Source organism: Kitasatospora purpeofusca (assembly GCF_042691725.1).
GTDB classification, from domain to species: domain Bacteria; phylum Actinomycetota; class Actinomycetes; order Streptomycetales; family Streptomycetaceae; genus Kitasatospora; species Kitasatospora purpeofusca_B.
The window spans coordinates 3,236,494-3,262,307 of record NZ_CP170483.1; the positions used below are offsets into that span (position 1 = coordinate 3,236,494).

At 73.9% G+C, this 25,814-nt stretch carries 22 protein-coding genes; 8 read left to right on the plus strand and 14 right to left on the minus strand.

The window, feature by feature from the left end:
* Positions 1-180: 180 nt before the first annotated feature.
* Positions 181-2,829: an aconitate hydratase AcnA gene (gene acnA, locus ACFCLZ_RS13540; protein ID WP_380285149.1), complete on the minus strand. Its 2,649-nt coding sequence runs from the start codon at positions 2,827-2,829 to the stop codon at positions 181-183.
* Between the two features lie 342 nt (positions 2,830-3,171).
* Here acnA and ACFCLZ_RS13545 point away from each other — a divergent pair, with 342 nt between their 5' ends.
* The 4 genes from ACFCLZ_RS13545 (at position 3,172) to ACFCLZ_RS13560 (ending at position 5,913) form a co-directional block, all read left to right on the plus strand.
* Positions 3,172-3,708 carry a SigE family RNA polymerase sigma factor gene (locus ACFCLZ_RS13545; protein ID WP_380285150.1) on the plus strand — a complete coding sequence of 179 codons (537 nt, stop codon included), beginning with the start codon at positions 3,172-3,174 and terminating at the stop codon, positions 3,706-3,708.
* A 64-nt stretch (positions 3,709-3,772) separates the two neighbouring features.
* The gene (locus ACFCLZ_RS13550) at positions 3,773-4,825 is read left to right on the plus strand and encodes a hypothetical protein (protein ID WP_380285151.1); all 1,053 of its coding nucleotides are present in this window, start codon (positions 3,773-3,775) and stop codon (positions 4,823-4,825) included.
* A gap of 39 nt (positions 4,826-4,864) precedes the next feature.
* Positions 4,865-5,272 (plus strand): type II toxin-antitoxin system VapC family toxin, encoded by a 408-nt coding sequence (locus ACFCLZ_RS13555; protein WP_380285152.1) that lies wholly within the window; start codon positions 4,865-4,867, stop codon positions 5,270-5,272.
* A gap of 92 nt (positions 5,273-5,364) precedes the next feature.
* Complete coding sequence (locus tag ACFCLZ_RS13560) at positions 5,365-5,913, plus strand: superoxide dismutase family protein (protein WP_380285153.1); 549 nt, start codon at positions 5,365-5,367, stop codon at positions 5,911-5,913.
* A gap of 11 nt (positions 5,914-5,924) precedes the next feature.
* Here ACFCLZ_RS13560 and argF read toward each other — a convergent pair whose 3' ends face one another.
* The 3 genes from argF to ACFCLZ_RS13575 form a co-directional block, all read right to left on the minus strand.
* Positions 5,925-6,926 carry an ornithine carbamoyltransferase gene (argF, locus tag ACFCLZ_RS13565; protein WP_380285154.1) on the minus strand — a complete coding sequence of 334 codons (1,002 nt, stop codon included), beginning with the start codon at positions 6,924-6,926 and terminating at the stop codon, positions 5,925-5,927.
* A gap of 114 nt (positions 6,927-7,040) precedes the next feature.
* Entirely contained in the window at positions 7,041-9,689 is a 2,649-nt protein-coding gene (locus tag ACFCLZ_RS13570) for a polynucleotide kinase-phosphatase (RefSeq protein WP_380285155.1), read from the minus strand.
* The gene (locus ACFCLZ_RS13575) at positions 9,686-11,296 is read right to left on the minus strand and encodes a 3' terminal RNA ribose 2'-O-methyltransferase Hen1 (protein ID WP_380285156.1); all 1,611 of its coding nucleotides are present in this window, start codon (positions 11,294-11,296) and stop codon (positions 9,686-9,688) included. The genes ACFCLZ_RS13570 and ACFCLZ_RS13575 overlap by 4 nt, the downstream gene beginning before the upstream one ends.
* 127 nt (positions 11,297-11,423) lie before the next feature.
* Here ACFCLZ_RS13575 and dapD point away from each other — a divergent pair, with 127 nt between their 5' ends.
* Positions 11,424-12,413 (plus strand): 2,3,4,5-tetrahydropyridine-2,6-dicarboxylate N-succinyltransferase, encoded by a 990-nt coding sequence (gene dapD, locus ACFCLZ_RS13580; RefSeq protein WP_380285157.1) that lies wholly within the window; start codon positions 11,424-11,426, stop codon positions 12,411-12,413.
* A gap of 19 nt (positions 12,414-12,432) precedes the next feature.
* Positions 12,433-13,113, plus strand: a complete 681-nt coding sequence (locus tag ACFCLZ_RS13585; RefSeq protein WP_380285158.1) for a short chain dehydrogenase — start codon at positions 12,433-12,435, stop codon at positions 13,111-13,113.
* Between the two features lie 935 nt (positions 13,114-14,048).
* Here the strand turns inward: ACFCLZ_RS13585 and ACFCLZ_RS13590 are convergent.
* From ACFCLZ_RS13590 to ACFCLZ_RS13615, 6 genes are all read right to left on the minus strand, one after another.
* The gene (locus ACFCLZ_RS13590) at positions 14,049-14,600 is read right to left on the minus strand and encodes a DUF6099 family protein (protein WP_380285159.1); all 552 of its coding nucleotides are present in this window, start codon (positions 14,598-14,600) and stop codon (positions 14,049-14,051) included.
* A 145-nt stretch (positions 14,601-14,745) separates the two neighbouring features.
* Positions 14,746-15,126 (minus strand): nucleotide pyrophosphohydrolase, encoded by a 381-nt coding sequence (locus tag ACFCLZ_RS13595; protein ID WP_380285160.1) that lies wholly within the window; start codon positions 15,124-15,126, stop codon positions 14,746-14,748.
* Complete coding sequence (locus ACFCLZ_RS13600) at positions 15,123-16,511, minus strand: AAA family ATPase (protein WP_380285161.1); 1,389 nt, start codon at positions 16,509-16,511, stop codon at positions 15,123-15,125. Before ACFCLZ_RS13600 ends, ACFCLZ_RS13595 begins: the two co-directional genes overlap by 4 nt.
* A 133-nt stretch (positions 16,512-16,644) precedes the next feature.
* Positions 16,645-17,475: a putative RNA methyltransferase gene (locus ACFCLZ_RS13605; protein ID WP_380285162.1), complete on the minus strand. Its 831-nt coding sequence runs from the start codon at positions 17,473-17,475 to the stop codon at positions 16,645-16,647.
* Between the two features lie 52 nt (positions 17,476-17,527).
* On the minus strand, positions 17,528-18,433 hold the full coding sequence (locus ACFCLZ_RS13610) for a RimK family alpha-L-glutamate ligase (protein WP_380285163.1): 906 nt from the start codon (positions 18,431-18,433) through the stop codon (positions 17,528-17,530).
* Positions 18,430-19,422, minus strand: coding sequence for a RimK family alpha-L-glutamate ligase (locus ACFCLZ_RS13615; RefSeq protein WP_380285164.1), 993 nt, complete (start codon positions 19,420-19,422; stop codon positions 18,430-18,432). Before ACFCLZ_RS13615 ends, ACFCLZ_RS13610 begins: the two co-directional genes overlap by 4 nt.
* 328 nt (positions 19,423-19,750) lie before the next feature.
* Between ACFCLZ_RS13615 and ACFCLZ_RS13620 the strand changes: the two genes are divergently transcribed.
* Positions 19,751-20,626 (plus strand): GNAT family N-acetyltransferase, encoded by an 876-nt coding sequence (locus ACFCLZ_RS13620; protein WP_380285165.1) that lies wholly within the window; start codon positions 19,751-19,753, stop codon positions 20,624-20,626.
* Positions 20,627-20,649: 23 nt separating this feature from the next.
* Here ACFCLZ_RS13620 and ACFCLZ_RS13625 read toward each other — a convergent pair whose 3' ends face one another.
* A complete protein-coding gene (locus ACFCLZ_RS13625; protein WP_380285166.1) occupies positions 20,650-21,072 on the minus strand; it encodes a fic family toxin-antitoxin system, toxin component in 423 nt (140 codons plus the stop codon).
* A complete protein-coding gene (locus ACFCLZ_RS13630) occupies positions 21,069-21,314 on the minus strand; it encodes a toxin-antitoxin system HicB family antitoxin (RefSeq protein ID WP_344332776.1) in 246 nt (81 codons plus the stop codon). Before ACFCLZ_RS13630 ends, ACFCLZ_RS13625 begins: the two co-directional genes overlap by 4 nt.
* 185 nt (positions 21,315-21,499) lie before the next feature.
* Between ACFCLZ_RS13630 and ACFCLZ_RS13635 the strand changes: the two genes are divergently transcribed.
* Positions 21,500-21,697 (plus strand): hypothetical protein, encoded by a 198-nt coding sequence (locus ACFCLZ_RS13635; RefSeq protein WP_380285167.1) that lies wholly within the window; start codon positions 21,500-21,502, stop codon positions 21,695-21,697.
* A gap of 97 nt (positions 21,698-21,794) precedes the next feature.
* Here ACFCLZ_RS13635 and ACFCLZ_RS13640 read toward each other — a convergent pair whose 3' ends face one another.
* Complete coding sequence (locus ACFCLZ_RS13640) at positions 21,795-23,093, minus strand: class I SAM-dependent RNA methyltransferase (protein WP_380286158.1); 1,299 nt, start codon at positions 23,091-23,093, stop codon at positions 21,795-21,797.
* Positions 23,094-23,569: 476 nt separating this feature from the next.
* A complete protein-coding gene (locus ACFCLZ_RS13645) occupies positions 23,570-25,633 on the minus strand; it encodes an APC family permease (RefSeq protein ID WP_380285168.1) in 2,064 nt (687 codons plus the stop codon).
* Between the last annotated feature and the right edge of the window lie 181 nt (positions 25,634-25,814).

Genomic DNA, 25,814 nt, shown 5'->3' on the forward strand with positions numbered 1-25,814 from the left:
TCAATTGGTCTGGACCAGCTGGGACAGAGGTTTAGTCCATGGCGCCCCTGCCGCACAAGAGGACCTGCCGGGTCGGCGCACTATGCAAAAGACCGGCAAAGCGGGGACGTCCGGCGGGCAAAGCGCAGGAGGCCGGACCGCGGGTGCGGTCCGGCCTCCTCGGCCCTAGCGGCGCGGTGCTCAGCCGTTGATCAGGCTGCGCAGCACGTACTGCAGGATGCCGCCGTTGCGGTAGTAGTCCGCCTCACCGGGGGTGTCGATGCGGACGACCGCGTCGAACTCCCTGTCGCCGGCCTTGACCTTGACGGTCGCCGGGGTGCGGCCCTCGTTGAGCTCGGTCACGCCGGTGATGGAGAAGGTCTCCTCGCCGGTCAGGCCGAGGGAGTCGGCGTTCTCGCCCTCCGGGAACTGCAGCGGCAGGACGCCCATGCCGATCAGGTTCGAGCGGTGGATGCGCTCGTAGGACTCGGCGATGACGGCCTTGACGCCGAGCAGCGCGGTGCCCTTGGCGGCCCAGTCGCGGGACGAGCCGGAGCCGTACTCCTTGCCGGCCAGGACGACCAGCGGGATGCCGGCGGCCTGGTAGTTCTGCGAGGCGTCGTAGATGAACGACACCGGGCCGTCGGCCTGGGTGAAGTCGCGGGTGTAGCCGCCCTCGGTGCCCGGCGCGATCTGGTTGCGCAGGCGGATGTTGGCGAAGGTGCCGCGGATCATGACCTCGTGGTTGCCGCGGCGCGAGCCGTAGGAGTTGAAGTCGCGCTTCTCGACGCCGTTGGCGGTCAGGTACTGCGCCGCCGGGGTGCCCGGCTTGATGTTGCCGGCCGGGGAGATGTGGTCGGTGGTCACCGAGTCGCCCAGCCTGGCCAGGACGCGGGCGCCGGCGATGTCGGTCACCGGGCTCGGGGTCTTGGCCATGCCCTCGAAGTACGGGGGCTTGCGGACGTAGGTGGACTCGGCGTCCCACTCGAAGGTGTTGCCGGTCGGGACCGGGAGCGACTGCCAGCGGTGGTCGCCGGCGAAGACGTCCTGGTAGCCCTTGTCGAACATGTCCTGGTCGATGGAGCCGGCGACGGTGGCGGCGACCTCCTGCTCGGACGGCCAGATGTCGGCGAGGAAGACGTCGTTGCCGTCGGCGTCCTGACCCAGGGCGTCCTTGGTGATGTCGACGTTCATGTTGCCGGCGAGGGCGTAGGCGACCACCAGCGGCGGGGAGGCCAGGTAGTTCATCTTGACGTCGGGGTTGATCCGGCCCTCGAAGTTGCGGTTGCCGGAGAGCACCGAGACGACGGCCAGGTCGGCCTCGTTGACCGCGGCCGAGACCTCCTCGGGCAGCGGGCCCGAGTTGCCGATGCAGGTGACGCAGCCGTAGCCGACCAGGTTGAAGCCCAGCTTCTCCATGTACGGGAGCAGGCCGGCCTTCTCGTAGTAGTCCATGACGACCTTGGAGCCGGGCGCCAGGGTGGTCTTGACCCAGGGCTTGACCGTCAGGCCCTTCTCCACGGCCTTCTTCGCCAGCAGGGCGGCGCCCAGCATGACGGAGGGGTTGGAGGTGTTGGTGCAGGAGGTGATCGAGGCGATCACGACCGCGCCGTTGTCGATCCGGTAGGTCGAGCCGTCGGGGGCGGTGACCGCGGTCGGCTTGGAGGCCTCGGCCGAGTAGGTCGGCAGCGCCTCGGCGAAGCGCTCGGCGGCCTCGGCCAGGATCACGCGGTCCTGCGGGCGCTTCGGGCCGGAGATCGACGGGACGACGGTGGAGACGTCCAGCTCGAGGTACTCGGAGTAGACCGGCTCGTGCGACGGGTCGTGCCAGAGACCCTGCTCCTTGGCGTACGCCTCGACCAGGGCGAGCTGCTGCTCGTCGCGGCCGGTGAGCTTCAGGTAGTTGATGGTCTCGGCGTCGATCGGGAAGATCGCGCAGGTCGAGCCGAACTCCGGCGACATGTTGCCGATGGTGGCGCGGTTGGCCAGCGGGATGGCGCCGATGCCGTTGCCGTAGAACTCGACGAACTTGCCGACCACACCGTGCTTGCGCAGCATCTCGGTGATGGTGAGCACCAGGTCGGTGGCGGTGGTGCCGGCCGGCAGCTCGCCGGTCAGCTTGAAGCCGACGACGCGCGGGATCAGCATGGAGACCGGCTGGCCGAGCATGGCGGCCTCGGCCTCGATGCCGCCGACGCCCCAGCCCAGCACGCCCAGGCCGTTGACCATGGTGGTGTGCGAGTCGGTGCCGACGCAGGTGTCCGGGTACGCCTGGCCGCCGCGGACCATGACGGTGCGGGCCAGGTGCTCGATGTTCACCTGGTGGACGATGCCGGTGCCCGGCGGGACGACCTTGAACTCGTCGAACGCGGTCTGGCCCCAGCGCAGGAACTGGTAGCGCTCCTTGTTGCGGCCGTACTCGATCTCGACGTTCTGGACGAAGGCGTCCGGGGTGCCGAACTTGTCGGCGATGACGGAGTGGTCGATGACCAGCTCGGCCGGGGCCAGCGGGTTGATCTTCGCCGGGTCGCCGCCCAGCTCCTTGACGGCCTCGCGCATGGTGGCGAGGTCGACCACGCACGGCACACCGGTGAAGTCCTGCATGATCACGCGGGCCGGGGTGAACTGGATCTCCTGGCTCGGCTGGGCGTCGGCGTCCCAGTCGCCGAGGGCACGGATGTGGCCGGCGGTGATGTTGGCGCCGTCCTCGGTGCGGAGCAGGTTCTCCAGCAGCACCTTGAGGCTGTAGGGCAGCCGCTCGGACCCCTCGACGGCGGAGAGCTTGAAGATCTCGTACGACTCGTCGCCCACCTGCAGCGAGCTGCGGGCGTCGAAGCTGTTCGCGGACACGACTGACTCCTTCTAGGTGCTTCGTGCGGTAGCCGGCCGCCACGGTGGTAAGGTCACCCTTACTTAGGCTGACCTTGCCCGCACCGCCGGTGAGCGCCTCTCGGCAAGTATCTTGATGTCGAGATATATCGTAGGGCGGAGTTATCTCGATGTCGAGATAAACCATAGTGCATGCCGCCACGTCCGCCACGTCGGCACCACCCCCAGCCTGCCCCCACCGGGTGCATCCTCCCCCAACCTCCGCCGAACCCACCCGTAACACGGCCCCCGGGCTCGCGCGTCTATCCGGGCACAGGGGGCGAACGGACACCGTCCCGAAGGCGCGGAGGGGCGGGGAACAGCGTGATCGGGAAGACACGACGGGCCGGGGAGAACGCCGAGTTCGAGGCGTTCGCCCACGCCCGCGGACAGCACCTCTTCCGCACCGCGCTGCTGCTCTGCGGGGACTGGCACCTCGCCGAGGACCTCACCCAGACGACCCTCGCCAAGCTCTACGCCGCCTGGCCCAAGGTCCGCCGCGCCGACAGCCAGGAGGCCTACGCCCGCGGCGTGCTCGTCCGCACCTACCTCTCCCACCGGCGGCTGCGGCGCAGCGGCGAACGGCCCGCCTTCGGCGACCTGCCCGAGCCGCCCGGCAGCACCGCCCCGGCGGCCGGCGACCCCGCCCTGCGGGTCACCCTGCTCGCCGCGCTCGCCGAACTCCCCCGCCGGGACCGGGCCGTCCTGGTCCTGCGCTACTGGGAGGACCGCAGCGTCGAGGAGACCGCCGCCGAACTCGGCATCAGCCCCGGGGCGGTGCGCAGCCAGGCGCTGCGCGCCCTCGGGCGGCTGCGCGGCGTGCTCGGGCCGCAGGCCGCCGAGCAGCTCACCGTCTCCTGACGGCCCCGTGCACTCCCTCTCATCCAGCTCATTCCACTGATCCGGAAGGAACCGAGGAACCACCATGGACGAACTGAACGACACCGCCGGGGACAGCCGAGGGCTGTCCGCCACCTTCGACCAGGCGATGGGCGGCGTCGGCGCCGACCTCGGCCCGCTGGTCGTCGGCGCCGCCGAGCAGGGACGCCGCATCCGGCGCCGCCGCCGCACCGCCGTCACCGGCGCGCTCGCCGCCGTCGCCGTGCTGACGGCCGGCGGCGCGGTCGCCCTCCAGCCCGGCGACGGGTCCGCGGCGGGCGGCCGCATCCAGGCCGCGGCCGGATCCGCGTCCTCGACCTCCGAGCAGCCGGTGCCCGGTACCGGGGCCAACGCCGGCAAGGTCGCCCTGACCGGCCACGCCGCCCTCCAGGCCGTCATCCAGGCCCTGCCGCCCGGCAGCACCACCTCCGGCTACTCCGGCAGCTCCACGGTCGCCACCTGGAACGACACCGTCTCCAGCACCACCCCCTGGCCCGAGCCGGGAAAGTTCTACGCTGAGGGCATCTGGGGTGGACCGGACCGGCCCGGCACGCGCAGCCGCGGCACTCTCTCCTACGACGACGGCAACGGCCCGGCCACCGTGACCGTCGCGGTCAACGGCGGCGTCGGCGACAGCGACGACGGCGAAAGCTCCAGCCGGGCCCAGGCCCGGAGCAACTTCGACCACGAGTACAGCTGCGCCATCCCCAGCGATCAGTACCAGCACTGCTCCGACACCGTGCTCCCCGACGGCAGCCTCCTGTTCGTCACCGAGCAGGCCGAGGGCGACCGCCTCGCCCGCACCGCCGAGCTGCTGCGCCCGGACTTCACCCAGGTGCGGATCCGGGTCACCAACACGGTGAAGAGGACCGACGCGCCCGGCTACACGCAGACCCGCAGCGGGCTGCCGCTCAGCCTCGACCAGGTCAAGGCCATCGCGATGTCCACCGGCTTCCAGGAGTGGATCACCCCCGAGGCGGCGCAGCAGGCCGAGCAGGCCGTCCAGCCGTTCCACGAGGAGCCGCTCAGCACTCCGCAGGTCACCTCGACGCGCATTCCGGCCACCCCGCCGACCGGCGACCCGGCCCCGGTACGGTGACCCCGGAGTGACACGCCGGGAACGACATGGGGGCCGACGGTGATCGTGGTGGACGCGTCCGCGCTGGTGCTGGCGCTGGCCGACGAGGGCGAGCGCGGGAACGCGGCCCGCGCCGAGCTGGCCGCGGGCGGCGAGTGGGTGGCGCCCGAGCACCTCGTCATCGAGGTGATGCAGTCACTGCGCGGCCTCTACCTGGCGCGCGAGCTCACCGCCGAACGGGTCGGCGAGCTCGCCGCCGAACTGCCCGGGCTGGCGATCCGGAAGGTCCCGGTCGAACCGCTGCTCGGGCGGATCTGGGAGCTGAAGGACAACCTCACCCCGGACGACGCCGCGTACGTGGCGGTGGCGGAGCGGTTCGGGGCGCCGCTGGTCACGGCCGACCTGCGGCTGATGCGGGCCAGCGGGCCGCGGTGCGAGATCCGGGGGATCCGGCGGGCCGACGGGTAGCGCGGGCGGGTGCGGGGGCGTGTCCGGGGGGCGGTGCGCACCGTTGAACGGGGCGTCCGGCCTCCCGGCCCCCCACGCGAAGAGGTTCGCCGATGCCCGCTCCGCTCACCGCCGCGCTGCTCCCGCTCGCCCTGCTGGCGCCCGCCGCCCTCCCGATCGCGGTCACCGAGGCCGACTTCGACCCGGCCACCGCGTTCGTCCCGCCGGCCGCGGTCAGCCACGCGCCGGACCTGGTCCCGTACGGCTCGCACGTACGGGTGGTGGTGGACCGCTCGCTGCCCGGGCGGACGGTCCTGACCGTGACCGTGGCCGGGGTCGCCCCCGACCACACGTTTCCGGTGCACCTGCACACCGGCGCGTGCGGGGCCGACCCGGCCGCGTCCGGCCCGCACTACCAGGACGCGGTGGACCCGGTCAGCCCGTCCGCCGACCCCGCGTACGCCAACGACCGCAACGAGCTGCGGCTCACCCTGCGCACCGACGGGCGGGGCGGGGGCGGCGCCGCCGCCGCGGTGGCCTGGCGGCCCCGACCGGGCGGGGCCCGCTCGCTGGTGCTGCACGCGGGCGACCCGGCCGGGGCGCACGGCGCGGCCGACCGGGTCGCCTGCGTGAACCTGGAGGGCGTGGACGGGGCGCGGTAGCGCTCGCCCCGTCAGCCGCCGAGGGTCGCGACCAGGACGGCCTTGATGGTGTGCAGGCGGTTCTCGGCCTGGTCGAAGACGACGGAGTGCGCCGACTCGAACAGCTCGTCGGTGCACTCCAGCTCGGCCATGCCGGTCTCCTCGAACAGCTGCCGGCCGACCACCGTGCCCAGGTCGTGGAAGGCCGGCAGGCAGTGCAGGAACTTCACCTGCGGGTTGCCGGTGGCGCGCACGGTCTCCATCGACACCTGGTACGGCTTGAGCAGCGCGATCCGCTCGGCCCAGACCTCCTTGGGCTCGCCCATCGAGACCCAGACGTCGGTGTAGAGGAAGTCGGCCCCGGCCACGCCGGCGGCGACGTCCTCGGTGAGGGTGATCCGGGCGCCGCTGGTCTCGGCAAGCGCCTCGGCGGCCTTGCGCACCTCCTCGTCCGGCCACAGGGCGCGCGGGGCGACGATCCGGATGTCCAGGCCGAGCAGCGCGCCGGTGACCAGCAGCGAGTTGCCCATGTTGGAGCGGGCGTCGCCGAGGTAGGCGAGCGCCACCTCGGTGAGCGGCTTGGTGCTGTGCTCGATGACGGTGAGCACGTCGGCGAGCATCTGGGTGGGGTGCCACTCGTCGGTGAGGCCGTTCCAGACCGGCACCCCCGCGTACGCGGCCAGCTCCTCGACCACCGTCTGGCCGTGCCCGCGGTACTCGATGCCGTCGAACATCCGGCCGAGCACCCGGGCGGTGTCCTTGATCGACTCCTTGTGGCCGATCTGCGAGCCGGCCGGGTCCAGGTAGGTGGTGGTGGCGCCCTGGTCGTGGGCGGCGACCTCGAAGGCGCAGCGCGTCCGGGTGGAGGTCTTCTCGAAGATCAGCGCGATGTTCTTGCCGCGCAGCCGGGGCTGCTCGGTGCCCGCGTACTTCGCCGCCTTGAGCGTGGCGGCGAGGTCCACCAGGAAGCGGAACTCCTGGGCCGTGAAGTCGAGCTCCTTGAGGAAGTGCCTGTTCCGGAGGTTGAAGGCCATGCCGGGCTCCTGGGTGTGACGATGGACGGTGACGGGCGGACGGGCGGAAAGCAGCAAGTCTATACGATACTCAGAATTTGTATGCAAGACCGCCGCCTCCGCCCGCCCGGGCCCTCACAGCCGCGGATCCACCGGCTCCGACTCCAGGGCGAGGACGGCGAAGACCGGCTCGTGCACCCGCCAGAGCGGCTCGCCCGCCGCCAGGCGGTCCAGCGCCTCCAGGCCGAGCGCGTACTCGCGCAGCGCCAGCGAACGCTTGTGGCCGAGGAAGCGCTGCCGCAGCCGGTCCAGGTGCTCGGTGTAGTCCGGGCCGTAGATGATCCGCAGGTACTCGCGCCCGCGCACCTTCACCCCGGGCTGGACCAGCCCGCCCGGCCGGCCTTCCCCCGCCCGGCCGCGCACCAGCGAGGCCAGCGGCTTGACCACCATGCCCTCGCCGCCCGCCGCGGTCAGCTCCTCCCACCAGGCGACGCCCGCGGCGAGTGACGCCTCGTCGGCGGTGTCCACCACCAACCGGCCGGTCCGGTGCAGCAGCGGGGCGGCCGGGTGGCCCGCCTCGTCCGCCTCGACCAGCCGGTCGATCCGGGCGAGGTGCTCGTCGTGCGGACGCACCGCGAGGTTCGCCCCCTCGGCGGCCAGCACCTGGAACGGCGCCAGCCGGATCCCGGCCAGGCCCTCGGTCGGCCAGCAGTACCGCCGGTACGCCTCGGTGAACGCCTGCGCGTCGGCGGCGCGCTGCCGCTGGCGCCCGGTCAGCGCGGCCACGTCCAGCCCGCGCCCGCCCGCCCGCTCCAGCGCGGCCAGTACCACCGGCAGCGCCGCGCCCGCCGCGGCGCCGACCGCCGCGTACTGGCGGCGCAGCAGCTCGACGGCCTTCAGCGACCACGGCATCAGCTCGGCGTCCAGCAGCAGCCAGTCGGTGCGCAGCTCCTCGAACAGCCCGGAGCGCTCGGCGGCCGCCCGCAGCCGGTCCAGCACGGCGGCGGTGAGGGCTTCGTCCCCGAGGAACGCCCGGCCGGTGCGGGTCCAGATCGCGCCCGGGCCGACCGGCCCGAACCGCTTCTCCAGCGCCGCCCCGTCCCGCGCCACCAGCACCACCGCGCGGGAGCCCATGTGCTTCTCCTCGCAGACCACCCGCTCGACGCCGTCCGCCCGGTAGGCGGCGAAGGCCTCGTCCGGGTGCTCCAGGTAGCCGGGGCGGCCCGAGGTCGCGCTCGGCGCCATGGTCGGCGGCAGGTAGGCGAGCAGCCGGGGGTCGATCGCGAACCGGCTCATCACCTCCAGGGCCGCCGCCGCGTTCTCCTCCCGGACCGCGACCCGGCCGTGCAGCGAGGTCTCCACCACCCGGCGGCCCGCCACGTCGTCGAGGTCCAGCGGGCGGCCCTCCCGGGCGCCCGGCGCGTCCGTGCGCATCGGCCGCACCGGTGCGTACCACTCCTGCTCGGCCTCGACGACGACCAGCTCCCGCTCCGGGTAGCGCAGCGCGGTCAGGCTGCCGCCGAAGACGCAGCCGGTGTCCAGGCAGATGGTGTTGTTGAGGAAGCTCGCCACCGGAACCGGTGTGTGGCCGTAGACCACCAGCGCCCGGCCCCGGTACTCCTCCGCCCACGGGTAGCGCACCGGCAGGCCGTACTCGTCGGTCTCACCGGTGGTGTCCCCGTACAGGGCGTGCGAGCGCACCCGGCCGGAGGCCCGGCCGTGGTACTTCTCCGGCAGGCCGGCGTGGCAGACCACGAGGGCGCCGCCGTCCAGCAGGTAGTGGCTGACCAGGCCGCGGATGAACGCCCGGACCTCGGCCCGGAACTCCTCGGACTCCCCCGCCAGCTGGTCCAGCGACTCCTGGAGGCCGTGCGAGACGGTGACCTTCCGGCCGTCCATCGCCCGGCCGAGCTTGTTCTCGTGGTTGCCCGGCACGCAGATCGCGTGCCCGGCCGCCACCATGCCCATCACCAGGCGCAGCACGCCCGGGGTGTCCGGCCCGCGGTCGACCAGGTCGCCGACGAAGACGGCCGTGCGGCCCCCGGGGTGCACCGCGTCCACCGGGCGGCCGGCGCCGTCCCGGACCAGGGTCCAGCCGAGGCGGGTGAGCAGGGTCTCCAGCTCGGCGCGGCAGCCGTGGATGTCGCCGACGATGTCGAACGGGCCGGTGAGGTGGCGCAGGTCGTTGAAGCGCTTCTCCGGCACGATCTCGGCGGCCTCGACCTCGGCCTCGCCGCGCAGGATGTGCACCTTGCGGAAGCCCTCGCGCTCCAGGCCGCGCAGGGAGCGGCGCAGCTCGCGGTGCTGGCGCGGCACCACGTGCGCGGGCAGCTGCCGGTCCGGGCGGGAGCGGTTGCGCTCGGCGCAGACGCCCGGCGGGACGTCCAGCACGATGGCGATCGGCAGCACGTCGTGGTCGCGGGCGATCCCGATCAGCCGGCGGCGGGCCTCCGGCTGGACGTTGGTGGCGTCCACGACGGTCAGCCGGCCGGCGGCGAGGCGCTTGCCGACGATGTAGTGCAGCACGTCGAAGGCCTCGGCGGAGGCGGACTGGTCGTTCTCGTCGTCGGCCACCAGGCCGCGGCAGAAGTCCGAGGAGATGACCTGGGTGGGCAGGAAGTGCCTGCGGGCGAAGCTGGACTTGCCCGCGCCGCTGGTGCCGATCAGCACGACCAGGGAGACGTCCGTCACGGGCAGGCGGCGGGGAGCGGTCGGGGCGGTCGGGGCGGTCTCTGCGGTCGGGGCGGCGTCGGCGGGCTGGGTCGCGTCGGTCTCGTCGGTCATCGGGTCTCGCCCCCTTCGGGCGTCGTGCTGTCCGTGCTGTTCGTGTCGGCCATGTCGGCCGTGGTGGCCGTGGTGGCCGTGGTGGCCGTGTTCCCGCCGGGTTCCGTCCCGTCGCCGAGGCGGAACAGGGCGAGCTGGGTCGGGGCGCCGACCTCGTCGTCCTGCGGGCCGACCGGGCGGATGTCGACCGTGTAGCCGTACACGGCGGCGACCCGTTCGGCCCAGTCGCGGAACTCGGCGCGGTCCCACTCGAAGCGGTGGTCGGCGTGCCGGAGGTGACCGGCCGGCAGGCTCTCCCACCGGACGTTGTACCCGGCGTTCGGCGTCGTGACGACCACCGCCGACGGCCGGGCCGCGCCGAACACGGCGTACTCCAGGGCGGGCAGCCGCGGCAGGTCCAGGTGCTCGATCACCTCGCAGAGCACGGCCGCGTCGAAACCCTTCAGCCGCGCGTCCGTGTACGTCAGCGCGCCCTGGACCAGCCGCACCCGGCTCGCCTGACGCTCCGGCATCCGGTCCAGCCGCAGCCGACGGGCGGCCGCGGACAGCGCTCGCACCGACACGTCCACACCCAGCACCTCGGTGACGCGCGCGTCCTTCAGCAGCGCGCCGATCAGCTCGCCCTGGCCGCAGCCGAGGTCGGCCACCCGGGCCGCGCCGACCTCGCGCAGCGCGGCCAGGATCGCCGTGCGGCGCTGCTCGGCCAGCGGGGGCCGCCGCGGCTCGCTCGGCTCCGGCCCCGGCCCCTGCTCGTGCCCGGTTTCCTCGGTGGTGTCGTCGACCGCGTTGTCGACCTCCTCGGCCTCGCGGTCGTCGGCCTCCGCCAGCCGGGCCAGCTCCAGGCGCTCCATCGCCCGCCGGGTCAGCGACCAGCGCCGCGACAGGTAGCGGCGGGTGATCAGGGCCCGCTCCGGGTGGCCGGCCAGCCAGCCCTCGCCTGCGGCGAGCAGCTTGTCGACCTCGTCCGGGGCGACCCAGTAGTGCTTGGCGCCGTCCAGCGCCGGCAGCAGCACGTACAGCTGCTGGAGCGCGTCGGCCAGCCGTACCTGCTCCGCCGACAGCTCCAGCCGGACGTAGCGCGACTCGCCCCACTCAGGGAAGGCCGCGTCCAGCGGGATCGCCGACGCCTCCACCTGCCAGCCCAGCGGCTCGAAGAGGCGGACCGCCATCGCCGCGGCGGCGCCCTCGCCGGTGCGGCCGCCGCCGACCGGCACGGCCGGCAGCGAGATCCGCAGCGGGCGGGGCCGGTCGGCCAGCCCGGGGCGGGCCTCGCAGACGCCCTTCATCGCCGTCCGGAACACCGTCCGCAGCGCCACCGCGAGCAGCGAGGAGGCCGCGTAGGGGCGGTCGTTGACGTACTGGGCGAGCGCGAGGTCGGGCGAGCCGGCGCGTCCCCTGCCCCGGCCGCCGCGGACCAGCGCGATCGGGTCGACGGCGAGCAGCAGCGCGGCGGTGCAGGCCTCGTCGCCCGCCTCCGGGTAGAAGACGTGCGCCTCACCGTGCGCCGTGGAGAACCGCTGGACCTTGCCGGGGTGCTTGTGCAGCAGAAAGCCCAGGTCGGTGGCCGGGCTCTCGGCGGTACCTGTGGTGGAGATCGACATGAACACCTGGTGGAGTATTGCCGAGGGTCGGCTCCTTGGGCACCGCATTTTGTCGCCGCCCGGGGCCGGCGGGACCGGTCCGGACGGTGAGCGTGTTCGGCAGCGGCGGCCCGGATTCGTTAACGTGCACGATGTGACTGCAGAATCCACCACCCCCGTGAGCGGCGCCGTTGCCGCAGGTCTGGCCACCATCGCCGCGGACGGCACCGTCCTCGACACCTGGTATCCGGCTCCCGCGCTGAGCGCCGAGGCCGGCCCGGCCGGGACCGTCCTCCTGACCGCCGAGCAGGCCGAGGCCGAGCTGGGCGCGGGCGCCGCCGAGGCGCTGCGCGCCGACGCCCGCCGCGGCGTCGAGGTGGTCGCCGTGCGCACCACCATCGCCTCGCTGGACGAGAAGCCGCTCGACGCGCACGACGCCTACCTGCGTCTGCACCTGCTCAGCCACCGCCTGGTCCGGCCGCACGGCCTGAACCTCGACGGCGTCTTCGGCCTGCTGGCCAACGTCGCGTGGACCAGCATCGGCCCGGTTCCGGTCGACAAGGTCGAGCAGGCCCGGCTGGCCGTGCGCGCCCAGGGCGGACAGCTCGCCGTCTACGGGATCGACAAGTTCCCGCGGATGACCGACTACGTCGCGCCGTCCGGCGTGCGCATCGCCCACGCGGACCGCGTCCGCCTCGGCGCGCACCTGGCCACGGGCACCACCGTGATGCACGAGGGCTTCGTCAACTTCAACGCCGGCACCCTCGGCACCTCGATGGTCGAGGGCCGGATCAGCGCGGGCGTCGTGGTCGGCGACCACAGCGACATCGGCGGCGGCGCCTCGATCATGGGCACCCTGTCGGGCGGCGGCAAGCAGGTCGTCTCCGTCGGCGAGCGCTGCCTGCTCGGCGCCAACGCGGGCATCGGCATCTCCCTCGGCAACGACTGCGTCGTCGAGGCCGGCCTCTACGTCACCGCCGGCACCCGGGTCACCACGCCGGACGGCGCCGTGGCCAAGGCCGTCGAGCTGTCCGGCCAGGACAACCTCCTCTTCCGCCGCAACTCCCAGACCGGCGCCGTCGAGGTCATCGCCCGCTCCGGCTCCTGGGGCGGCCTCAACGCCGACCTCCACGCCCACAACTGACCCACCCGCGCACCCGGTGATGCCGGGCTTCGAGGCCTCCCTCGAAGCCCGGCATCACCGCTCTGGGGAGTCGGGGGCCTCCGCTCGAACTGCCCGTTCTGTCATGCTCGGTGGCATGAAGGTGGTTGTGATCGGGGCGACCGGTACGGTCGGCCGTGCTGTCGTCGGCGCGTTGGAGGCTTCTCATCAGGTCGTGAAGGCTTCGCGCAGAGGCCCGGTGAAGGTGGACCTCGAGGATCCTTCCTCGCTGGACACGCTCTTCGACGAACTACCGGACCTCGACGCCGTGGTGTGCTGTGCTTCCAGTGGCCCCTTGGTGGACCTGGCGTCGGCGGAGGACGGCGAGATCGCCGCAGGCCTGCAGGGCAAGCTCCTCGGGCAGGTCGCGCTGGCCCGGCGGGCCGTGCGCCATCTCCGGGACGGCGGCTCCATCACACTGACCGGGGGCACCTTCTCCACTCCACTGGCAGGAGGGTCGCTGGGCGCCCTCATCAACGCCGGCCTCGAGGGGTTCGTCCGGAACGCCGCCGCCGAGCTGCCACGGGGTCTGCGGATCAACCTCATCAGCCCGGGGTGGATCAAGGAAACCCTGGAAAGCCTGGACATGGACCCGGCCGACGGTACGCCCGTCTCCGAGGTGGCCCGCGCCTATGCAAAGGCCGTGGAAGGCGACGCCCAAGGCCGGACCATGCGTCCGTGACGTCCCCAACCGCTGGCCGGGAGCAGGAAGTCGGCCTCGTCGACTTCCTACTCCGTGCTTCCGGTGGTTGCCCCGTGCTTCCGGTGGCGGGCTTCGAGACATGCCTCGAAGCCCGCCACACCACCACAACACCGCAGGAAGGACGCGCCAGAAGGGTTCTTCCGGGCGGGCCCTCGCTCGCGGCGAGCGAGGGCCACCAGCATCAGGCATAGCGATCGAGCTTGCCGGACTTGATGGCGCGGAACAGGCCGGCGAGAGCGACCGTGGTCGTGCCCAGTACGACACCACCCTCGTCACCACCCTCAAGATCGCCCCGCCACGGCCGCTGGGAACTCCGCACCCTCCCCGACGGCACCCCCGAATACACCTGGATCGCCCGCCAGGCCGGCCACTTCAGCCCCGAAACCAACCCCCACAACCACAAGCCCCACGGCCGCCACCGCATACCCCAATGCCCCCGGAGTGGGAAGTCGGCCGGTCCGACTTCCCACTCCGAGCGGCGCGGCACGGCCCCGGTGCCCCTTGCGAGCAGCAAGGGGGCACCGAAGAAAACCCCGGGAGTAGGAAGTAGGCGTCGTCGACTTCCTACTCCGTGCTTCTTGGTGGCGGGCTTCGAGGCATGCCTCGAAGCCCGCCACCTCATCGCCCACAGGGGTTCGAGAGGGTTCTTCGGGGCGGGCCCTCGCGCGCTCGCGCGAGGGCCCGCCCCCTCCCCCTCCCCTCCCTCCTCCCTTCCCGCTCCCACCCACTCCCGCTGCCCCGCTATCCAGTTGTCCCACTGCGCCCACTCGCCACGACCGTGTCGGGTGGTGGGCGGTGCCCCTGGCCGGGTGCAGTGGTGGGGGCCGCGTCCGGCTGCCCGCCAACTGCACCACCGCTGCGGAGAGAGGCCACTGGACGGCGGCGCCGACCGTCCAGGAGCCACTCACCGGTCCTCATGCCACCGGTGTCCGAACCACCTCCCCCGCCGGCGGGTCGAGCTGGAGCACCAGTAGCCGCTCCTCCGCCTCCTCGGGGCGCTCGCCCGCGATCCGCCGCACGGCGTCGCGCAGTTGGCCGACCAGCTGGGTGCACTCCGCTCCGGCGTCGACGCCGTCGATGCACGCCCAGTAGAGGCTCTCGGTGTCGGCCCCGCAGGCCAGCACGACCAGCGTCTCCCCGATGTCCCGCAGGAGCCCGGCGAGCTCCTCCAGCATCGGCCCGAGTTCGCCGAGGTCGCCGAGCCTTCGCGCCCGGCTCCCGGGCCCGAAGGCCGACGCCCCCGCCACGTCCCCGGCCGCGTGGTCCAGGCAGCCCACCGCATGCAACGCGGCCTCGCTCAACAGGCTCCCGAGGCCGGCGAGTTCGCCGTCCTCATCCCGCGCGATCCGGGCGCCCACCGCCCCGGCGAGCATCGCCGCCTGCCGGGCCTCCGCCAGCACGTCCGGGATGTTCCTGGTCTCCGCCAGACCGTGCCGCGCGGTCTTGATCAGTCGCAGCGCCTCCATGCCGCACGCTCCTTCCTCCTCCCACGTGGCGCCTTGCCGCGTGGTCACGGTGAGAGAGTGCGCCGGGGCGGAAGGGTGTGCGGGCGGGCGTCGGAAACCTGTGGACAACCCGGGGGCTGTGGACAACTTCCGTCCCCCACAAGGCTTAGGAGACATCCTCCGGGTTGACATCGCCGACGGCGCCGGGGACCGGGAAGCGCAGCTCGTTCCGCTCGATCTTGGCCGCCAGGGCCGTCAGCGGGTCGACCCCGACCGCCGTGCAGAACTGGAGCAGGTAGGCGAGCACATCGGCCACCTCGTCCCGCACCCGGTGGGCGCGGTCCGGGTCGGCCATCACCGCCGACGCCTGCTCGGGCGTGAGCCACTGGAAGATCTCCAGCAGCTCGGCGGCCTCGACGGTCAGCGCCGCGGCGAGGTTCTTGGGCGTGTGGAAGGGCTCCCAGCGGCGCGCCGCGGCGAACTTCGTCAGCCGCCGGCGCAGCTCTTCCAGCGTCGGCCCGGGGACGTCGATCTCTCGTTCGTTCACCCGTCCAGGTTTACCGCATCGCCCGCCACCGGACGGACCGGCGCCGGGGCCGGGGCCGGGGCCGACGCACCGTCCCGCACCGCCTGGACCGGCACCCGTGCCGTCTCGGTCCGCAGCACCGTCAGCCCCGAGCCGGGGTCGCGCCGGCACTCCACCACCGCCGTCCCCGGCGCCGGTTCGCCCGCCCCGCCCAGCGCGTCCCGCGCCGCGGCCGGCTCCTGGAGGGTGGCGAGCACCCGCAGCTGGTTGCGTCCGGCCATGTCCCGGGCGAGCCGCAGCAGCGACGCGCTCTGGTCCGTGCCGAGCCCGGCCCCGAGGTCGTCGGCGAGCACGGTGAGCTGCCGCTGCGCCCACGGCACCTCGACGGCGACGTCGAGGTCCAGCACCCCGGCACCGGTGAGCAGCACGGCGGCGAACGCCAGGTGGCGCAGCATGCCGTCGGAGGCCTGGTCGGCGCCGGTGCGCCCGAGCAGGCCCTCGTCGAACACCGCGAGCACCCGCCGGTCGGCGCCGCTGCCGCGGTGGGCGAGGTCGAGGCCGAGCAGCGGGTGCGGGGCCGCGGACTGGACGACGCGCAGCAGTTGCCCGTAGCGGCGGGGGCATTCGTTGCTGAGCCGGGCGATGACGGCGGAGATGTTGGCGGCGGTGCTGAGCAGCCGGGCCTGCGGGTGGGGCCGGGCCCAGCCGCGCATGAGGGCGGGCACGGGGTGGACGGGGAAGACCTCGCGCAGCGCGGTGAGCAGCTGTTCGGCGGCGGCGAGGACCTTGCGCTCGCCGGGCGAGGAGCCAGCGACCCGCAGCGGGATCTGGGCGGTGATCAGCGTGCCGCTGGGGAACGGGGCGCGGATGTCGCCCTGCCGGGTGTCGTTGTGCCAGCTGACGTTGACGCGGCGGTTGCGCAGGTCCTGCTCGCCGGTCTCGACGAGGGTCCGGCCGTCGAGGGTGAGCTGTTCCCGGGCGATGCGGACCGGCCCGTCGGTGCGGACGACGACTTCGAGGCCGATCGGCCCGTCCGGGGAGCGGACGGTGCAGCCGAGGATGAAGGCGTTGCGGCCGTGCGGCACGCAGCCGTCGAGGCCGCCGCGGACGGGGCCGGCGAGCGGGCCGGTGGTGCCGGGCCGTCCGTCGAGGGAGGCGCCGATCTCCTCGCCGAGGGCGAGCCGGGAGAGGACGGCGAGGGCGTCGAGCGCGTTGGACTTGCCGACCCCGGCGGGGCCGTGCAGCACGGTGAGGGGCGCGAGCGGGAGGCTCGCGCGCCGGTAGGACTTGAAGGAGGTGAGCCTGATCTCCTCGACGATCGGGCGCCGGACGGGCGGCGTGCCGGGGTCCGGGCTGCGCTGCTGCGGGTGGGCCGGCACGGCGGGCCGGGTGACGTCGCGGTTCACCCGTCGGACGTTAGCTGCCGGTCGGGAGGCAGAAACGTGCCTGCCCGGCAGATTCATCCCATTGGGGTGGCGGCGGGTGGCGCGGCGACGGGCCCGCGCCGCCTGCCGGCTCGGCGCCGGCCCACCCGCCGGCTCAGCGCCGGTAGGCGGCGACGGTGACGGAGGCGGTCACCTCGACCGGGTCCGGCAGCGCGGCGAGCCGCTCCGCCAGCCGGGCCGGGTCGGTGTGCCAGGCGCTCGGCCCCATGCCGACCACGGTCCGCACGTCCTCGGCCGACAGCCGCAGCGTGAACTCGACCTCGCGCTGCCCGGCCGGTGTCAGATGCGGCCCGAGCTTCTCGTCGATGCGCCGCTGCTTCTCCTCGTCCACCGACAGCAGCCCCAGGGCGGTGACGAGTTCGCGCAGGTGGCGCGAGGTGGGCGCGACGAGCAGCAGGGTGCCGCCGGGCCGCAGCACGCGGCGCAGCTCGGGGCCGTTGCGCGGGGCGAACACATTGAGGACGAGTCCGGCGGAGGCGTCCAGCAGCGGCAGCGGGCGCCACGCGTCGCAGACCACGGCGCCGATCCGGGGGTGGGCCCTGGCGGCGCGGCGCAGCGCGTACTTGGAGATGTCGAGGGCGGCGCCGGGCCGGCCGGGCAGGGCGTCGAGGACGTGGGCGAGGTAGTGGCCGGTGCCGGCGCCGAGGTCGGCGACGAGTCCGTCGGGGTCCACCGCCGCCGCGGCCTCGGCGAGGGCGTCGGCGATCGGCCGGTAGTGGCCAGCGGCGAGGAAGTCGCTGCGGGCGGCGACCATGTCGGCGGTGTCGCCGGTGCCGGTGTGGGCGTCGCCGGCGAGCAGGCTGACGTAGCCGTGCTTGGCGACGTCGTGGCTGTGTCCGGCGGGGCAGCGCAGGGTGCGCCCGTCGCGGGTGAGCGGCTGCGCGCAGTGCGGGCAGGCCAGGTAGGGCTCGATGTCCTGCAGCAAGGGTCCGTCTTCTCTCGCGGCCCGGTCGTGTGCTCGGGCCGGGGGTGCCAGCCTAACGAGCGGCGGCGCCCGGTTCCGCATCCGCCGGGGCGCCCGGCCGCGGGCGGGGCAGGGACGGCCGCCCCCGGGTGCCCGCCGCGGCGGCCCGCAGGGCGAGCGCGGCCAGTGCCTCGGGCGCGCCGGCCTGTCCCCGGACGCCGGGGAAGGCGTTGACGTCGACGACGACCGGTTGGTCCGGCCCGTCCAGCAGGTCGACGCCGTAGACGTCGAGGCCGAACACCTCGCCGACGCGCAGGGCGAGCCGGGCCCGCTCGGCGGGCAGGTCGTCCGGCCCGAAGCCGCCCGCGCCGTGCGGCGGCCCGGGGTGGCCGGGGTCGGCGAGTTCGGAGCGCCGGCGGGTGCAGAACAGTTGCCCGTCGACGACCCAGAGCTTCTGGTCCCAGCCGGTGCTCGGCAGGTAGGGCTGGGCGACGACGGGCTCGCCGGGCCACTGCTCGGCGAGGGCGCGCAGCCGGGCGAGGTCGTCGACCCGGGCGACGAGGTCGTGGCGGCGGCTGTGCCGGCTCTTGACGACCAGGGGGAGCGCGAGGTCGCCCGCCTCGGCCGCCGCGAGCAGCGCGGCGGGGCTGTCGGCGGTGCGGGTGGGCGCGAACGGCAGGCCGGCCCGCCGGGCGAGCCCGGCCATGGCGGTGCGGTCCTGGCAGAGTTCGGTGGCGGCGGCCGGGTTGACGACGGGGGCGCCGCGTTCCTCCAGCGACCGGGCGAGCGCGAGGGCCGCCGGGGTGCGGGCCTTGAGCAGGTAGGCGTCGGCGGGCGGGTGGACGTCGGTGAGCGGGCCGGTGCCCGCCGGAGCGGCCGGGTCGAGCGCCTCGACGCGGTGGCCGCGCGCGGTCAGCAGCGCGCCGGCCGCGGCGAGCAGCGGGTGGTCCGGGGCGGAGGTGATCAGCCCGATCCTCACAGCGCGCCGCCGACGCCCACGCCGCCGACACCGGCCACCCCGACCCCGCCGACACCCACGCCGCCGACCCCGACGGCGGCCGCGCCGCCCTGCGCGGGCATCCGGACCGCCGTCGCGCCGAGCCCGACGGCCCCCAGCCCGGAGGCGTCCAGCGCGACCGCCGGCGCCGTGACCGCGGTGCCGGTGCGGGCCAGCCGCAGGATCGCCCGGGCGACCCGGGCCACCGCGTCCGGCACCTGCCGGAAGCTCGGGAAGTCGTTGATGTCGACGACCACCGGCCCGTCCGGCCCGAGCAGCACGTCGACGCCGTACAGGTCGAGCCCGAACACCTCGCCGACCTGCGCGGCGATCCGCGCGATCTCGGCCGGCAGCGGCACCTGCCGCTCCCGCACCCCCTGGTCGGGGTTGAGCGGCGAGCACCGCTCGGTGGCGTACAGCTCGCCGTCGACGCAGTACACCTTGAGGTCGGTACCGGAGTTGGGCACGTAGGGCTGGGCGATGAGCAGGCCCTCGCCGGCGAGCAGGGGGCCGAGTTCGGCGAGGTGCCCGGGGTCGCGGACCAGCCGCACGGCCCGCCCGGAGCTGCCGTCGGCGGGCTTGACGACCAGTGGGTACTCGGCCGCGGGGATCTCGGCGAGCCGTTCCCAGCGGGCGGCCGCGTAGGTGACGGGGACGGGCAGCCCGCGGGTGCGGGCGATGACCGAGGCGAGTGCCTTGTCGCGGACGCCGCGGATCGAGCGGACGTCGTTGACGGTGGTGAGGCCGACGGCGGCGGCGGCCTCCAGCAGGGTGAGGCCGGGCCCGCCGGAGACGGTCTTGAGCACCCAGGCGTCGTGGCTCCCGGCGCGGACCGCCTCGGAGATCGCCATCAGCGAGTCGCCGGGGCGCAGCACGTCCACCCGGTGCCCCCACGCGGTGAGTTGGCGTACGACGTCGAGCGGCATGCCGTCGTGCCGGTAGTGCTCCTCCACCAGAAAGCAGAGCCTCATGAGCCAGTCATCCCCCTCGCTTCGCCCAGCGCGGACGTCCGCCGTTCCCGTCCGGCAGAGCTGTAAAGGCCCCAGGATGCCATGGGGCCCGCACACAAGATCGCCCGGCCTGTAAGCGTTCGGCAACAATCGCGCGGAAATGCCCGGGCCGGGCGGCTTCCCCGGGCACCGGACGCCCCCCCCGGTGGCCTTCGCGCGGTGCCCGTCGGTGCGGTGGCCGCCGGCCGCGGGGCGTCCGGTGCGGCGTCCCCGGCCCGTCCCCGCCCTCCCCGCCGAGGCCCCGCAAATCCCTGGCCGGAGGGGGGAGGGACCTGCTTGGATGCACGGCGTGACCTCTGACGATCCTGCAACCGCCGCGACCCCTGCCGCCGGGCCCGACCGGGCCCTCCTCGACGAGATCGAGCGCTACTACGACGCGGTCCCGCGCGCCGCCGCGCGCGTCGAGGACTTCGGCCCGCTCAGCCTGTTCGTCCGCGAGGGCGCCGGCTGGCCGTACTACGCCCGGCCGGCGCGGGGCCACCGGGGCCCGGCCGCCACGGTCGAGGACGTCCGCCGGGTGCTGGCCCGCCAACGCGAGCTGGGCCTGCCGGAGGCCTTCGAGTGGGTGGCCGAGCACGACCCGCTGCTGCGCCCGGCGGTGGAGGAGGCGGGGCTGGCGGTGCACGAGCACCCGCTGCTGGTGCTGGGTCCGCAGGACGGACCGCAGGCGGCGGCCGGCGTGCCGGACGGGGTGACGGTGCGGGTGCTGGCCGCCGACGATCCGGCGATCGCGCACGCGGTGGCCGTTCCGCACCTGGCGTTCGACGAGCCGGGCACCGGCGTGGGCGGCGCCGGAGCGGCGGAACTCGCCGCGAAGGCGGGGGTGTTGGGGTCCGACGGCACCGCGGCGCGGACCGCCGGGCGGATCGCCTCCGGGCACACGGTGCTGGCCGCGGCCTTCGAGGACGGCACGCCGCTCTGCGCGGGCCAGCACAACCCGGTCGGCGCGGTCACCGAGGTGGCCGGCGTGGGCACGCTGCCCTCGGCGCGCCGGCGCGGACTGGGGCAGGCGGTCACCGCGGCGCTGGTCGCGCACGCCCGGGCCACCGGGGTGCGGACGGTGTTCCTGTCGGCGGCCGACGAGGACGTGGCCCGGATCTACCGCCGGGCGGGCTTCCGCCCGTTCGCGACCGCGCTGATCGCCGAGCCGGCCGGGACCGCCTGAGCCCGCCGGGCGGCCCCTTCCCCTCACTCCGAGTCGTCGTCGTCCTCGCCGCTGACCTCCTCGTCCTCGGCCTCGTCCACCACCCAGGCGGCCAGCCGGTCCGCCACCCCGGAGACGCTCAGCCGCCCCTCGCGGACGGCCCGGGCCAGGCTGCGCACCTCGCGGGCCGTGGTCGCCACCGTGCAACCGCTGGCCACCAGGTAGGCGTAGGCGACGGCGGTGGCGAACAGCTCGTTGGTCTTCTCCAGCGCCGGCACCCGGATCAGCTGGTGCATGAGGGCGGCGGCGCGGTCCTGCGGCTCGGGGTAGACGGCGATGTCGAAGATCTCGGCCTGGTGCCGGGCGACGGCGGCGAGCAGCGATCCGTAGTCGGTGACCTGCGGGTCACCGGGCGTGTACTGCTCGGCGGTCATGAGCAGCCACGAGAGGTCGACCTCCAGCTTCAACGGCGCACGTCCTGGAGGTCGGCCCCGCCCCGCTGCTCGCCGAACTCGGCCAGGAAGGCCGTCTCGTACTCCTTCATGAACTGTGCGGCCGCGTCGACGAAGACCCGCCCGGCCTCGCCCATGTCCTGCTGGACCAGGCGCTCGATGTACTGGTTCATGCTGATCCCCTGCTGCTCCGCCCGTTCCCGGGCCATCTCCGCGGTGGTGGCGTCCACCCGGACGTTCAGCTGCTTCTTACCCATGAACCTCAAGCTAGCGCTGAAGTGCTAGCACAACAAGGGCGCGCGCGGCCCCCGCGCGCACCCGCCGCACGCGCCCGGCGCCCGGCGCCCGCCGGGAGGGAGACTTGAAGAGTTCTTCACCTTCGGAGACTCTGAAGTGCCCCGAGCATTCCCTGGAGCGGCACCGACCGGTGTGGAGGCCGGCAATGACAGCCATGTTCGACCAGGAGCTGCGCGAGCAGCTCGCCCAGGCCCGCAAGGAACTCGCGGCCGCCCGGGCCGCAGGGGACGCCGACGGCGTCCAGGCGTACGAGGGCCGGATCGCCGCACTGATCCGGCTCGCCGCCCAGCACGGCATCGCCCTGCCGCACGACGCCCGGGAAGAGGAGCACCACCTGCCCTGAGCCGCCCGCGACACCGGACCACGACGAGCACGACGGACAAGCGGCGGAGGCGGCACCCGGCAAGCCCCGGGTACCGCCTCCGCCGTCGTCCGCGGGGTCACTCGCCCCCGATCGGCTCCAGGATCGCCACGCACTCGAAGTGGTGCGTCATCGGGAACAGGTCGAAGGCCCGCAGCGAGAGCGGCCGGTAGCCGCCCTCGCGGAAGAACCCGAGGTCCCGGGCGAGGGCCGCCGGGTCACAGGCCACGTACGCGATCCGGCGGGCGCCGAGTCCGGCCAGGTGGGCGACGGTCTCGCGGCCGGCCCCCGCGCGCGGCGGGTCGAGCACGACGAGGTCGGTCGCGGTGATCCCGGTGCGCGGCAGCAGCGTCTCCACCCGGTCGCACTCGATCCGGACGTTCTCCAGCGCGGCCAGGTTGTGCCGGGCGTCGGCCACCGCCTGCTTGCTGGACTCGATGCCGAGCACCGCGCCGTCCTCGCCGACCCGGTCCGCCAGCGCGCCCGCGAACAGGCCCACGCCGCAGTACAGGTCGAGCGCGTTCTCGCCCCACTGCGGGTCCAGGCCGTCGAGGACGGCGTCGACCAGGGTGTCCGGCGCCTCCGGGTGGATCTGCCAGAAGCCGCCGTTGCTGACCCGCCAGGTCCGCCCGGCGGCGCGCTCGCGCACGAAGCCGCGGCCGTGCACCTTGTGGGTGTTGCCCTGCTCGTCGATGCGGGCGATGGAGACCGGGCGGTCCAGCTCGACCAGCGGCAGCTGGGCGCCCGGCGCCGGGGTGAGCACCACCTGGCGGTCCGAGGAGCCGGAGGCCGCGATCGCCTCGACCGAGACGACGCCCGGCCAGTCGCGGGCCTCCACGCCCAGCTCGGTGACGCCCTCGGCCGCGATCAGGCAACGGTCGACCGGCTGGATCTCGTGCGAGCGGTGCTTGCGCAGCCCGACCTTGCCGCTCTGCTGGTCCACGGCGTACTGGACGCGGGTGCGCCAGGCCGGCACCTGCCCGGCCGGCAGCTTGCCGCCGACCGGCTCGACGCTGCCGTCCCAGCCGGCCTCGGCCGGGGTCAGGCCGGCCAGCTTGGCCAGCTGCTCGGTCAGCACCTGCACCTTGAGCTTGCGCTGGCCGCCCGGGGTGACGTGCTGCCAGTCGCAGCCGCCGCACTTGCCGGGCCCGGCGAACGGGCACGGCGGGGCGATCCGATCCTTGGCGGGCTCCAGGACCTCCACCGCGTCGGCCCGCAGGAAGCGCGAGGTGGTGGTGCCGTCGGTGACCTGCGCGATCACCTTCTCGCCCGGCAGCGCGTGCCGGACGAACAGCACCCGGCCCTCGTGCCGGGCCACGCAGTGCCCGCCGCCGTGCGCGACGGCGCCGACCTCGACCTCGTAGCGCTCGCCGACCAGCGGGTCACCGGTGGGAGCCTGCGGCGCCTTCGGGGCCCTGGGGGCCTTGGGGGCCTTGGAGGCCTTGGGCGCGGACTCGGCCCGGGGCGCGCCGGCTGCGTCGCGCAGCGCCCGCGGCGGGCGCACGGCCTGCTTGCGCGGGCGCGCGCCGCCCTTCGGCTGCTTCTCCCGGCCCTCGCGCGCCTCGCCGCGCTCCGGGCGCTCGCCGCGCTCCGGGCGCTCGCCGCGCTCCGGGCGCTCGGCACGCTCCGGGCGCTCGCCGCGCGCAGGGCGCGACGGCTCCTCCACGCGCTCCGGGGCGCGCTCCTCCGGCGCGAGCGGCGCCGTCCGCGCGGTGAACCCGTCGCGGTCGGTCGCCTCCGGACGCGACGGCTTGCCCCAGCGTGGCCGGGCGACCTGCCCGGGTCGGCCGGAGGCGCCGCCCTTGCGGGCACCCTTGCCCGAGGAGCCATGGGAACGAGACGGGGTGTTGCGGGTCACTGGGAGGAGTCCTTCGTGCTGCGGTCGGCCGGGCCGGCGGGCTTCGCCGAGGCTTCCGACTTTACGGCCTTGGGCGCCCTCGGCTCACCACGCCGGACGGAACCCGGCGCCGACCAGGCCTTCTGCGGCTTGCGCCGCTCCGAGGACTCCAGCTGCCACGGCACCGAGGTCACCATCACGCCCGGCTTGAACAGCAGCCGGCCCTTGAGCCGCAGCGCGCTCTGGTTGTGCAGCAGGTGCTCGTACCAGTGGCCGACCACGTACTCGGGGATGTAGACCGACACCACGTCGCGCGGGCTGCTGCGGCGCAGGTTCTTCACGTAGTCCAGCACCGGCCCGGTGATCTCCCGGTACGGCGAGTCCAGCACCTTGAGCGGCACCTCGATCCCGCGCTCGTCCCACTCCTCGCGCAGCGCCGCGGTGTCCGCCGGGTCGACGTTCACGGTCACCGCCTCCAGGGTGTGCGCCCGCGCGAGCCGCGCGTACGCCAGCGCCCGCAGCGCCGGCTTGTGCAGCTTGGAGACCAGCACGATCGCGTGCACCCGGGTGGGCAGCACCACGTCGTCCGGCTCCTCGGCGGCGACCAGCTCCTCGGAGACCCGGTCGTAGTGGCGGCGGATCGCCTTCATCATCACGAACAGCACGACCATCGTCGCGATCGCGATCCAGGCGTGGCTGATCTTGGTGGCGAGCACCACGATCAGCACCGCCATGGTCATCACCAGGCCGAAGGTGTTGATCGCCCGGCTGCGCTGCATGTGGCGGCGCCTGGCCGGGTCGGTCTCGGTGCGCAGGTTCCTGGTCCAGTGCCGGATCATGCCGGACTGGCTCATGTTGAACGACACGAAGACGCCGACGATGTACAGCTGGATCAGCCGCGTCGGGTCCGCGTCGAAGGCGATGATGAACAGGATCGCGGCCAGCGCCAGCAGGATGATGCCGTTGGAGAAGGCCAGCCGGTCACCGCGGGTGTGCAACTGGCGCGGCAGGTAGCGGTCCTGGGCCAGGATCGAGCCCAGCACCGGGAAGCCGTTGAACGCGGTGTTCGCGGCCAGCACCAGGATCAGCCCGGTCACGGCGGCGACGAAGTAGAAGCCCGGCGTGAAGTTCGAGAACACCGCCTCGCTGATCTGGGCCAGCGCGGTCTTCTGGTGGTAGTCACCGGGCGCGCCGACCAGCTGCTGCGGCTCCTCGGCCATCTGGACACCGGTCAGCCGGGCCAGCCAGATGATGCCCATGAACATCACGACGGCGATGGTCGCCATCATCAGCAGCGTGGTCGCCGCGTTCTTGCTCTTCGGCTTGCGGAACGCCGGCACGCCGTTGGAGATCGCCTCCACGCCGGTCAGCGCCGCACAGCCCGAGGAGAACGCCTTGAGCAGCAGGAACACCATGGCGAAGCCGGCCAGGGACTCGTTGCCGGGAGTCGGCTCCAGGTGGAAGCCGGAGCTCTCGGAGGGCATGTCCTGCCCCAGGCCGAAGTGCCGGACCACGCCGTACACCACCATGCCGAGCACACCGAGCATGAAGGCGTAGGTCGGAACGGCGAAGGCCGTGCCGGACTCCCGGACCCCGCGCAGGTTCATCCCCATCAGCAGGATGACCACGACGACCGACAGCGTCAGCTCGTGGCCGCGCAGCGCCGGCACCGCCGACACCACGTTGGCCACGCCCGAGGTGGTGGAGACCGCCACGGTGAGGATGTAGTCGACCATCAGCGCGCTCGCGACCACCAGGCCGGAGTTCGGGCCGTGGTTCACGGTGGCGACCTCGTAGTCACCGCCGCCGCTCGGGTACGCGTGCACGTTCTGCCGGTACGAGGCCACCACCGCGAGCATGACGATGGCGACCACGACGCCGATCTGCCACGAGAAGTGGATGGCGGAGGCGCCCGCCAGGGAGAGGGTCAGCAGGATCTCCTCGGGCGCGTACGCGACCGAGGAGAGCGCGTCCGAGGCGAAGACGGGCAGCGCGATGCGCTTGGGGAGCAGCGTCTCCCCCAGCTTGTCGCTGCGCAACGCACGCCCGATGAGGATGCGCTTCGGTAGGTCAGTCGGCATAGGCACGTTAAGGAATCGTAGGGGCACTACGACGCCCGGGCCGACGCACGCCCCCCCGTTGATGCCCCCTTCGTCGCGACTGTGTTCGGTGGACCGGCTAGCGTGTCGGATACGAGCGGGCGGGCAACACTGTGGTTGTCGTGCCGAGCCCCACGAGGACGCCCACCCCGGACAGCGGGGC